9 protein-coding genes are annotated in these 11,423 nt (G+C 41.2%); 2 read left to right on the top strand and 7 right to left on the bottom strand.

The genetic code is table 11. The features are described from left to right. Positions 1-85 precede the first annotated feature (85 nt). Complete coding sequence (locus A5875_RS14380; protein ID WP_088934220.1) at positions 86-286, top strand: hypothetical protein; 201 nt, start codon at positions 86-88, stop codon at positions 284-286. A gap of 157 nt (positions 287-443) precedes the next feature. Here the strand turns inward: A5875_RS14380 and ftsY are convergent, their stop codons facing one another. From ftsY to rnc, 4 genes are all read right to left on the bottom strand, one after another. After that, positions 444-1,790 carry a signal recognition particle-docking protein FtsY gene (gene ftsY, locus A5875_RS14375; protein WP_088934219.1) on the bottom strand — a complete coding sequence of 449 codons (1,347 nt, stop codon included), beginning with the start codon at positions 1,788-1,790 and terminating at the stop codon, positions 444-446. A gap of 24 nt (positions 1,791-1,814) precedes the next feature. Beyond that, positions 1,815-2,633, bottom strand: a complete 819-nt coding sequence (locus A5875_RS14370; protein WP_088934218.1) for a Cof-type HAD-IIB family hydrolase — start codon at positions 2,631-2,633, stop codon at positions 1,815-1,817. Continuing rightward, positions 2,633-6,223, bottom strand: a complete 3,591-nt coding sequence (gene smc / locus A5875_RS14365; protein ID WP_088934217.1) for a chromosome segregation protein SMC — start codon at positions 6,221-6,223, stop codon at positions 2,633-2,635. The genes A5875_RS14370 and smc overlap by 1 nt, the downstream gene beginning before the upstream one ends. 170 nt (positions 6,224-6,393) lie before the next feature. Continuing rightward, the gene (rnc, locus tag A5875_RS14360) at positions 6,394-7,089 is read right to left on the bottom strand and encodes a ribonuclease III (RefSeq protein WP_088934216.1); all 696 of its coding nucleotides are present in this window, start codon (positions 7,087-7,089) and stop codon (positions 6,394-6,396) included. A 166-nt stretch (positions 7,090-7,255) separates the two neighbouring features. On the opposite strand from rnc, the gene A5875_RS14355 reads away from it, so the two are divergent. Then, a complete protein-coding gene (locus A5875_RS14355) occupies positions 7,256-7,759 on the top strand; it encodes a cysteine hydrolase family protein (protein WP_088934215.1) in 504 nt (167 codons plus the stop codon). A gap of 35 nt (positions 7,760-7,794) precedes the next feature. On the opposite strand, the gene acpP is transcribed toward A5875_RS14355, so the two are convergent. The 3 genes from acpP to recG all read right to left on the bottom strand — a co-directional run bounded on the left by acpP (position 7,795) and on the right by recG (position 11,324). After that, complete coding sequence (gene acpP / locus A5875_RS14350; protein WP_034708719.1) at positions 7,795-8,040, bottom strand: acyl carrier protein; 246 nt, start codon at positions 8,038-8,040, stop codon at positions 7,795-7,797. Between the two features lie 116 nt (positions 8,041-8,156). Further along, entirely contained in the window at positions 8,157-9,158 is a 1,002-nt protein-coding gene (gene plsX / locus A5875_RS14345) for a phosphate acyltransferase PlsX (protein ID WP_088934214.1), read from the bottom strand. A 132-nt stretch (positions 9,159-9,290) separates the two neighbouring features. After that, positions 9,291-11,324, bottom strand: coding sequence for an ATP-dependent DNA helicase RecG (gene recG / locus A5875_RS14340; RefSeq protein WP_088934213.1), 2,034 nt, complete (start codon positions 11,322-11,324; stop codon positions 9,291-9,293). Positions 11,325-11,423 lie beyond the last annotated feature (99 nt).

The following is an 11,423-nucleotide window of genomic DNA, read 5'->3' as shown; positions in this document are numbered from 1 at the left end:
TGATAATATGATTAAATAATGATAACAACATTTTTAATCTAAATGTAACTTTAGATCACTTAAAAAAAGAATGGAGGCCTCGCCTATGCAGGAAAAAAATCATTCAATAAAGAACGACACAGCTCATTTATATCAAGAAACTGAAAAAGAGCTGGTAATGCTGCGTCCGCATCGCCAACACCAATTTCATTGCGACGAGGTTCACCGAATAATGGATGCCAATGCTCGGCAAAACAATGTCAGCCTGCACGTTCCGCCTTATTTTCAAAATACACAAAGAGACTGATAAGTAAAATGACTGAGCAAGTCCATATTTTTTTATTCATTTTTACAAAAAACATTAAATAGCCGAACGACTTTATACTACCATTATTGATAGTTACAAAGTCGTTCGGCTTTCTTTTTCTGCTCAATTGCTTAAAGGACTTTTAGATTAGTCTCTTTTACTCTTCCTGCAATAAACCTTTGAATAATCCTACTGCGAAATCATTTGGATCAAACGCTTCAAGGTCATTGAGCCCTTCACCTAAACCAACAAGTTTTACTGGCAGGTGCAGCTCATTGCGAATCGCCAGCACGATCCCGCCTTTTGCGGTACCATCTAGCTTAGTTAAGACTAGGCCTGTGACGTCCGTCGTTTCCTTAAACTGACGCGCTTGTACTAAAGCATTTTGTCCCGTTGTTGCATCAACAACTAACAACACTTCATGCGGTGCAGTTGGAAACTCGCGTTGGATGACCCGTTTGATTTTTTCCAGCTCATTCATCAAGTTAACTTTATTTTGCAAGCGTCCTGCCGTATCAATCAGCAAGATATCATAGTTTTCCTTTTTAGCTTTATCCACCGCATCGAAAACTACGGCCGCCGGATCACCGCCTGCATTGCCGCGAACAACTTCCACGCCAGAGCGTTGCCCCCAAACCACTAGCTGATCGATTGCCCCCGCTCGGAAAGTATCGGCAGCAGCTAGCAAAACTTTTTTGCCTTCGTTTTTATATTGATTGGCTAATTTCCCAATGCTGGTAGTTTTCCCGGTTCCATTAACACCAACAAATAAAATCACACTCAATCCGTCAGTTTGCAGATTGATCTTATTATTTTCATTAATGCCTTCTGCTTCATAAATTTCTACCAGCTTTTCAATGATAACGTTTTGAATCTGAGCCGGTTTCTTCACATTTTTCAGTTTGACTTCTTGGCGCAAAGACTCCGTCAATTTGATTGCAGTATCAAAACCGACATCGGCTCCGATTAATGTTTCTTCCAGATCCTCAAAGAAATCTTCATCCACTCGACGGAAACGAGCAAATAATTCATTCATCCGTTCGCCAAAGGATTTACGCGTCTTTTCGAGACCCTTGTCATATTTTTCCTGAACCGTTTCTTCCGCTTCTGCAGCTTCTTCTGCTGGCTCAAGGATTTCCGGCTCCGGTTCAACTTCTGTCGGCGTTTCAACAACTTCGTTTTCTAGCGGTTCGTCATTGACTTCTACCTGTTCAACTGGTGTTTCTGCCAAGTCCTCAGACGGTTCGTCTGTTTCATGTGCGGGTACTTCTTCTGCCGGACTATCTAATGTCTCAGCAGTTTGCTCAAGCGATTCTTCATTCACTTCAGCGCTTTTTTCATCCGCTTCGTCAGCTGTGTCTTCACTAACTGGTGTTTCCGTTGGATCTTCTGTGTCTGTATCAGCAGCAGAAAGGTCTTTATCTTCAACGATTTCTTCTTGTTTTTCAGCTTCTTCGTTTTGTTCACCGGTAAAGGCCTTTTTTATGCGGTCAAATAATCCCATTTAAAATCCCCCCTTATTTCAGTTTTAATCATTCAAATCATCGAATACAAATTTTTGGATAGCATGTGCAACACCATCGGCCTGATTGGTTCTGGTCACAAAATTGGCAGCCGATTTAACGCCGTCAGTAGCATTTTCCATTGCTACACCCATTCCAGCATAATTGATCATTGATAAATCATTGGCTTCATCGCCCAGCGCCATCATTTCATTGGCAGTAATCCCAAGATGTTCCCCTAAAACCGAAAGTCCAAAGGCTTTTGTCACACCCTTCGGCATAAACTCCAATAGATTTGGCCGAGTCTTGAAAATCTCAAATCGATCATATTCTTCAGCAGGAATCAACGGAATCTTCTGATCCAAATAATCTGCATCAATGGCTGCAACTACTTTATTGTATAATGTATCTTCTTTCAATGCTTCCAAGGTTTTCGGAACATAGGTCAATGCTTTATTCATCGTTGGATAGATGGAAGGATGCTCTGCTGCTGTTTCAAATTGGAAACATAACGCATCTGATAAAACGTCCATCGGCAAGTCAAGTTTTGCTAATAACTGATGGATATGCTTGACCTCTTCCAGCTCCATCGCTGTTTTACCTAAAATTTCGCCCGTATTTGTTTGAATCAAGCCGCCATTGAAGGTGATCGAATAATCATCCGCATCCAGCAAATTCAGCTCAGCTAAATAATCTTTGATCGCAATCAAAGGGCGCCCTGTGCAGATCACGATTTTGACTCCTCGTGCCTTTGCTTCCGCCAGTATTTTTTTATTAGTATCGGAAATCGTTTTGGCATCTGTCAGCAGTGTGCCGTCTAAATCAATTGCCACTAATTTTATCATTACAGAGGTTTCCCTTCCTTCACTTGAAATTTTCCGTCTTCTTTTACTTCTTCAAGACGGACTGAAATAATTTTTGACACGCCAGATTCTTGCATCGTTACACCATAGAGAACATCTGCTGCTTCCATCGTACCTTTACGGTGAGTAACTACAATAAATTGCGTATCATCTTGGAAAGCACTTAAATAACGACCAAAACGTGAAACATTTGCCTCATCCAGCGCAGCTTCAACTTCATCTAAGACGCAGAAAGGTACTGGACGGACTTGGATAATCGAGAACAATAAGGCGATCGCTGTTAATGCGCGTTCTCCACCAGAAAGCAGGGACAAACTTTGCAATTTTTTCCCTGGCGGCTGTGCTTCGATCTCGATCCCTGTATTTAATAAATCATCAGGATTCGTCAATACCAATTCTGCTCTACCGCCGCCAAACATATTGGGAAAGACAACATTGAATTTTTCTCGAATCGCTTCGAAAGTTGTATAGAAACGAGTTTTGACTTCATCATCCATCTCATCCATCGTTTCAAACAACTGATCCTTAGCCGACAACAAGTCATCTCGCTGCGTAGTAAGAAAGTCGTAGCGTTCTTCGACTTGCTGATATTGCTCGATTGCATTTAGATTCACTGGCCCTAACTTTTCAATTGCCTGTTTCAAACGGCTTACTTCGTTTTGTGCAGACTGCTGATCAATATCGGGGTCTGCCTGCGCTTCGGCCCCTTCAAAGGTCAAGCTGTATTCCTCTTGCAAGTAAGTCAAGGCATTGTCCAATTTTAACTCATAACGATTTTTTTGAACATCTGCTTGCGATTGTCGTGCTAATAATTGTTTTTGCTCGCGATTGGCTTCGGTCAAAGCACTATCTGATTGATCAACTTGCTTTTGCAAGCTTTGCCGCGTTTCTTTCCATACGTTTAATTGCTCTTGTAAGTGTTCACGCGCAGTAGCTAATTCTGACAACCGTTGATTTAGACTCTCTTCCGATTCTTCATGGTCTGATGAATCGCTAGAAAGTGCTAATATTTGATTCTCCAAACTCGTAATCTGACGAGTTAGCTCATTGATTTGCTCTTCAAAGCTCAATGCTTGTCGTTCCAAATACAGCAGGCGTTCATCTAATACAGCATAATCCGCTTGTAATCGACTGAGTTCAGCACTGATACTAGCACGCTTTTCTTCCAGCTGATCACTTTCTTCATTCAGCTGTTGAATCTCTTGATTGATTTTCTCTTGTTGTGTCTTTAATTCGACCTGCTGAAATTCTAATGTATCCTTTTGTGTTTGATAATCTTTTAAAAAGCTCTCTAGTTCCTTTGCTTCATAAGAGAACAACGTTTGTTCTTTTTGCAAACGGGTTAACTCCGTGCTGACACGTTCTTCACCGCTTTGTGCTTCTTGATATGCTAGGCGTGTCTGCTCACCTTGTGTACGCAAGGTTTCCAGCGTCTCCGTTTGTTCTGCCACTTTCGTTTGCAGCTCACGGACAAACTTTTCCTTTGCCTGCAATGCCTGATTGATCTCTTCGTAACGTTTGGTCCACTCGGCTAGTTCATGTCCTTGGTTAAATAAATTCCCGCGATTTCCTTGCTTCATGGCACCACCAGTCATTGAACCACCGGCGTTCATGACATCGCCATCTAAAGAAACTACACGAACTTGATATCGTAATAGGCGGGCAAGCTGATTGGCACTGTTTATATCTTTAGCGATCACGATTGCCCCTAATAGATTCTGCATAACCGGAGCAACATTTTCTTGAAATGCCACTAATTCACTGGCAACTCCCAAAAAGCCTTCCTCGTCTTTGATTGCCTGATACTGATGAGCACCTAAACTACGCGGCTTGATCGTCGTTAAAGGCAGGAAAGTGCCACGGCCGCTGCGTTGCTTTTTCAGGAAAGTAATTCCTTGCCGTGCGTCTTTTTCATTTTCTACAATAATATGCTGAGCCGCCGCTCCTAAAGCAGTCTCAATCGCCAGCGTGTATTCCTTCGGCACTTGAATAAGCTCTGCTACTGCACCAACGATTCCGCTCAATTGGTCTTTGTGTTGTAAGACGCTGCGGACCCCTTGATAGAAGCCGCTGTAATTCTCTTGAATATCTTGAAGACTTTTTTGTCGCGCCCGAGCTTGCTGAACCTGATTCATCAAGTCGTACATCAGCTGCTGTTCTTTTTGCAATTGCTGTTGCGCAGCATTTTTTTCTGCTGCTAAGCGGCGATAGTCTTCTTGTTCTTCTGTCAGCTGTACTTCTAAGCTTTGGCTCTTGGTTTTAGCCGCTGTTTGTTGTGCCGTCAAATCTTCTAGCTGCTCGCGCAAAGCTTCAAAACGTGTCATACTTTGCTGGTTTTTAGCCGTTTCTTGTGTGTATTGGCGTTCTAAGTATTTCAGCTCGTTGCTGACATTCGCTGCTTCTTGCATCAGTTCAACGTAAGTGCCGCGCAGATCTTCCAACAGTTCTTTTGGCGACTTCTTATATTTCTCTGATTCCGCTGTTAATTGTTGGATCTTTTCTTCCAATGCAATTTTTTCAGCTTGTTTATCAGCCTGTTGTGTTTGGACGTCCTTCAAGTTTAATTGAGCTTCATCCCTTTTCTTACGCTGATCAGTCAATGTTGTTTGATATTCCGCACTGGTCTTTTGAGTATTTTTTGAGCGTTCACTCAATAATTCCTTCTGACCTTCCGCCTGCTTCAACGCTTCTGATAAATGCAATAATTGCTGCTGACCCGTTTCCAACTGCTCATCCAACGACCCGCGTTTTTCGCGCAGCACGCCTAATTGCATTTCTGTTTCTTGAATAAAGCGGCCTTTTTCTTCAACTGTTTTGGACAATTCATCAAAATCGGTCTTCGCTGATTGCCAAGAATCCCGAGTTTGCTTGATTTTAGCCACAGTTAAACTGACATCGGTTACCGTTAATTCTTTTTTGAGCGCCAAAAACTCCTTGGCCGCTTCGCTTTGAGCAGCTAAAGGAGTCAGCTGATCTTCTAATTCATAAATAATATCTTGAACCCGACTAAGATTATCCTCTGTCTCGAAAAGTTTCTGTTCCGCCTTGCGCTTGCGCTGCTTATATTTCAAAACACCCGCGGCTTCTTCAAAAATCCCTCGTCGATCTTCCGGTTTGCTGGCAAAAATCGCCTCGACTTTCCCTTGAGAAATAATCGAGAAAGATTCTTTGCCTAAACCAGAATCCATGAATAGATCTTGGATATCCTTCAATCGACAAGCTTTTTTGTTAATGAAAAAGTCACTCTCTCCTGTTCGGCGATAGCGTCTCGTCACACTGACTTCACTAAAGCCTAATGGTAAATAATTATCAGTGTTGTCTAATACCACTGTTACTTCCGCGATATTCAACTGCTTCCGTGAGTCCGAACCAGCAAAAATAATATCTGGCATCTTACCACCGCGCAAACTTTTCGCAGACTGCTCCCCTAGAACCCAGCGAATTGCTTCGGTGATATTGCTTTTGCCGCTGCCGTTGGGACCAATAACCGCTGTCACGCCTTGTTCAAATTCAATTTTAGTTCGATCGGCAAAGGATTTAAAGCCAGCGATTTCAATTCGTTTTAAATACAAAATGTTCCTCCTAAAATTTCATAAAAAAAAGCTAGACGAACTTGCACAGCAATCCTGATTGCTGTGCATTTCAGAACACAATTGTTCGCTAAGCTAGGCATAGTCAATACTTACAAAAATAGTTTTAACTCTATAACTCTCATTATTTCTCGACATTTAGGAAAAGCAGCTTATTTTGCAGAAATTTTTATTAAGGCTTTTTCCGCTGCATCCTGTTCTGCTAATTTTTTGGATTTTCCTTGCCCTGTACCTATCAATTGATTATCGGCATAAACGTCAATCGTAAAAATCCGTTCATGTGCCGGTCCTTCTTCATTGACTAAGCGATAATCGATTGAGACATCTCCGCTTTTTTGCAAAACTTCTTGCAAGCGGGTCTTATGATCCATCTCACGTGTGAAAACACCTGCTTCGATCTTCGGAAAAACGACTGTTTGGATAAAGAGCAACGCGACATCATAACCTTGATCTAAATATAGAGCTCCTAAAAAAGCTTCAAATAAGTCGCAAAGCAACGCTGCACGATCACGTCCGCCGGAATTTTCTTCGCCCTTGCCTAACATTATATAGTGATCAAAATGACATTCCTTTGCAAATTTTGACAAACTTTCTTCTCGTACAATCGCTGAGCGCAAACGCGTCAAGCGTCCTTCTGGCAGGTTTGGATAATGATGATACAAATAGTCCGATACTTGAATTTCTAAGACAGCGTCCCCTAAAAATTCTAACCGTTCATTATCTGAAATATTCATGTTACGGTGTTCATTCACATATGATGAGTGGGTAAACGCCTGTTCTAATAAGTTAACATCGTGAAAGACGATGCCGTAGTTTTCTTTTAATTCGTTGATCAACTGTGTATCCATGGGCTCATTCCTTTTTTTGAGATTTCCATCACGCTCTATTATACTGTTTTTTCCACAAATTTTAAATCAGAAGTCGTGATAGTAAGAAATTTTCAAAAAATGATCGAACTTTTTCTTCTTACTCAAAAAAATGCTAAAGTAGAAAAAATGAACGGAGGAAACTTTAATGGAGGAACTTCCTGATGCACTGCTGATTATTGATTTACAAAAGGGTGTGTGTTTTGAGGATAAGAGGATCGATCATTTTGCTGAACTAATTACACTTATTAATCAGCGCATTCAACTTTATCGTGAGCAGAGTAAACCAATTATTTTTATTCAACACTGTGATGATGAACTGATTCCACAGACAACTGCTTGGGAAATCATAGAAGAATTAGATCGCAAGAAGCTCGATACTATTATTCAAAAAACACATGCTAATTCTTTTTATCATACTGATTTACAAAAAGTCTTGCAGCAACATCACATCACCAGCCTAGAAATTTGCGGTGCTCAAACTCAATATTGTATTGATACAACGATAAAATTTGCCCATGGCTTAGGTTATCGATTGTCGATGCTGAAAAACGCTTCGACAACTTATGACAATGATTTTCTTTCGGCGGCGGACACTATCGCCTTTTATGAAAATATTTGGGATAAACGCTTCTTAAATTTGATTCAATAAAAAAGTGCACCAGCAAATGCCGGTGCACCATTTTGTTAAGCTTGGTTGTTTTCCATAATGTAATCAACTGCAGCTCCAACTGTTTCAATTTTTTCAGCGTCTTCATCAGAAATTTCTGTTCCGAATTCATCTTCCAATTCTAAAACAAATTCCATAATACTGATTGAGTCTGCATTTAAGTCGTCTTTGATACTCAATTCAAGAGTCACTTTGTCTTTATCAATTTCAAAATGATTTGAAATTATTTCAGCAACTTTGCTAAATACTTCTTCACGAGTCAACAACATTCACCTCCACTTGATCAACTAATATTCGTCTATGTTTTACCAGAAGGTCACAGTTCATTTTACTGATGTTTGATTGCTTTGTCTACCTTTTTCGCTAAATTGCCGTGGTCTTATTCACCTTTAGGGGTTTCGAAAAACTGGACCAATTGTCCAACAACATCCGTATCCAGCATCGTATGAATTTGATCGATTGTATTCGCTACTGCTTCAGGACCGGTAGAACCATGGGTTTTGATTACAGGGGCTTTAAGTCCAAATAATACCGCACCCCCGTGAGAAGAATAGTCCAATTTATCTTTTAAGCCATATAATGTATCTTTTAACATCAAAGCGCCAAATTTACCTTTGACACCTGCTTCGTTGATGCTGCCCTTGATCAGACTCATCAAGCCCATAGCTGTTCCTTCAATCGTTTTTAAAACGGCATTTCCTGTAAAGCCATCAGTGACGACAACATCAGCAGCGCCGTTCAAAAGTTCTCTAGCTTCCACATTTCCAATAAAATTGATGCTTTCTTCAGCCTGTAATAATTTATAGGCCTCTTTTGTCAGTTCACTGCCTTTTGTTTCTTCCGTACCATTATTCAAAAGACCCACGCGTGGTTTTTCTATGCCCCGCACATGCTTGCCATAAAATGATCCTAGAATCGCATATTGATGAATATGCTCGGCCTTATTTTCCGCATTCGCACCTAAATCCAACATATCAAAACCGCTGTTGCTAGTTAAAACCGGCAGCGTCGACATCAAACCAGGGCGTTCGATTCCTTTGATTCTTCCAACTACAAATAAACCAGCAGCTAATAACGCTCCCGTATTCCCAGCTGAAAAGATGGCATCTGCCTTACCTTCTTTGACCGCTTGAGCAGCCAAAACCATCGAAGCATTTTTCTTGCGGCGAATCGCTTTGACCGGTTCATCATCACTATTGATTTTTTCATCTGTATGAATGATCGTAATATTTTTTTCGTTTGTGATGTATTGACGGATCGCGTCTTCTTTTCCATATAATTGAAACTCGATATCTGGATGATTTTTTTGAGCTAGCATTACACCTTCCACGATAGCCTTTGGTGCGAAATCGCCACCCATTGCGTCTACAGCAATTTTCATGAGAACTGTCTCTCCTTTTATCTCTTAATGAATTGTTTTCTTAAACCATATCCCATCCAGCTACGTTTTCTATCTATATAGTAAAGCTAGACGGACAACTAGTATTTTTAAATTTTCTACAGTATAGCACACCTAATCAAAATATGTTTCGCCAGTTTCAGTTGGTTTCAAGGTCTCTGCTAATGGTGCAAAGGCCGGCTGCTCGCGCCAATTATCGATTTGCCAAATCTGATTTGCCTCGTCTCTAGCTACTTCCAAAACATTTGCATCATTCACCAGATCGGCAATTAAAAATTGCGGCAAACCGGATTGACGGAAACCAAAGACTTCACCCGGACCACGTAATTCTAAATCCTTTTCACTCAAAACAAAACCATTATTTGTTTCAGTCATGATCTTCATACGCTCTTTACCCATTTCATTTTTCGGGCTGGCAACTAAGATGCAATAAGAAGCATCCGAGCCGCGGCCAACTCGCCCACGTAATTGATGGAGCTGAGCTAAACCAAAGCGATCCGCATCCATAATGAACATCACCGTTGCATTTGGAACATTGACTCCGACTTCAATGACTGTAGTAGAAACTAAAACCTGACTTTGATTCTCTTTGAATTCTTCCATGATCCTATCTTTTTCAGCATTCTTCATTTTTCCATGCAAGAGGCTAACTTGATAGGTTGGTGCATAGTATTCTTGCAAGTGCTCATAAATTTCTGTTGCATTCTTTACGTCTAGCGCTTCAGATTCCTCGATCAAGGGACAAATCACATACAATTGATGTCCAGCCTGCAACTCTTGTTTGGCCCAATCCAACGTATGCTCCAATTGTTTGGGTTTGATCCAACTGGTCTTGACCGGAATCCGGCCAGCCGGCATTTGATCGATGACAGAGACATCCATCTCGCCATATGCTGTGATCGCTAATGTCCGCGGAATCGGTGTCGCCGTCATAAAGAGAACATCAGGATGCAGACCTTTTTCACGTAAGACCCTTCGTTGATTCACACCGAAACGATGTTGCTCATCTGTGATGACCAAACCAAGGTTTGCAAATTGTACATCGTCTTGGATCAAGGCATGGGTCCCGATCACCACATCAATCTCACCGTTTTGTAGCCCTGCTAGAATCGCTCGCCGTTCCTTTGTTTTGGTTGAACCCGTTAATAATGCTGTTGTCAGCTCCAGCGGATCAAACAATTGATTCAAGCTCTCTAAATGCTGCTGCGCCAAAATTTCTGTAGGGACCATTAAAGCTCCCTGAAACCCTGCTGTCATTGTCGCATACAGAGCAATTGCCGCAACAACGGTCTTTCCGCTACCAACGTCCCCCTGCAGCAAACGCTGCATATGCTTTTTGCTGCGCAGATCGTAGCAAATTTCATTGGTAACTCGTTTTTGTGCATCAGTTAATTCGAAAGGCAGCTTTTGAGTGAATTGTTTCAAGCGTTTCACATCATACCGAATTGCGATGCCATTTTTTTCACTGCGTTCACTTTTCTTCAAGCCCTGCATCCGCATTTGGAATAAGAAAAATTCTTCAAAAACGACTCGTCGCTTCGCTTGCTGGCTCTCTGTTGGATTTTTCGGGAAATGCATCGCCCGCATTGCTTGCTTTCTTGGCATTAGCCGATATTTTTCCAACAGATAATCAGGCAAGTTTTCTGTCACCTGATCACCAAATTTTTCAAACGCGACTTTGATCAAATCAATCAGTGTACTTTGACGGATCGCTTTCGTCACATGATAGATTGGTGCATATTCTTCCGTTTGCTTACCGCCTAAGATTTTCATCCCAGTCAACGACTTGCGTTTGGCATCCCACTTTCCATATACGGCCAATTCTTCGCCGACTTCGACTTTATCTTTTAAATAAGGTTGATTGAAAAAGGAAACCATGAAGACCGCGTGATCCTGCATCATTCGAAACTGCAGCCGGCTTTTTTTATAGCCGAATCGACTGACCACCGGTGCCGAGACAATCACACCTTTTAATGTAACTTTTTCTTGATCATTGATCTCTAATAGATTTTTTTCTTGAATGTCTTCATAACGAAAGGGATAGTAACTTAGCAGGTCTTCGATGGTTACGATACCTAATTCAGATAGTGTTTGGACACGTTTCGGTCCTACACCGGGCAGTACTGATACAGATTCTTGAATCATCATAAACAACCTCCTTTCAACTTTATATTTCAGCTATTCGTTATAGAGTGAATCATTTTTCCAAAATCATAAAAAATAATTCTCGTCACACACAGGCTTTTA

Origin of the sequence: Enterococcus sp. 3H8_DIV0648, from assembly GCF_002140655.1 — a bacterium.
Taxonomy (GTDB): domain Bacteria; phylum Bacillota; class Bacilli; order Lactobacillales; family Enterococcaceae; genus Enterococcus_A; species Enterococcus_A hulanensis.
The sequence above is the reverse complement of the archived record's forward strand: the minus strand, read 5'-3'. Positions and strand labels throughout refer to the sequence as shown.